The following is a 241-nucleotide window of genomic DNA, read 5'->3' on the forward strand; positions in this document are numbered from 1 at the left end:
GGTTGGTACCGGTATTGAGCGTGCGGTAGCGGCCGACTCCGGCGTGTGTGTGGTTGCCAAACGGGGTGGTGTGATTGACTCTGTTGACGCATCCCGGGTGGTGGTCAAGGTCAACGATGACGAAACCGTCATCGGTGAAGCCGGTGTTGATATTTACAACCTGACCAAATACACCCGCTCGAACCAGAACACCTGTATTAACCAGCGTCCGCTGGTCAAGGCAGGCGACATGGTGCAGCGT

General features: G+C 56.8%; 1 protein-coding gene. It reads left to right on the forward strand.

The features are described from left to right. A partial coding sequence (locus Q4563_RS22145) for a hypothetical protein (RefSeq protein WP_303606072.1) occupies nt 1-241 on the forward strand: 241 nt, incomplete at both ends.

The sequence above is a fragment of the Gilvimarinus sp. 1_MG-2023 genome, assembly GCF_030548285.1.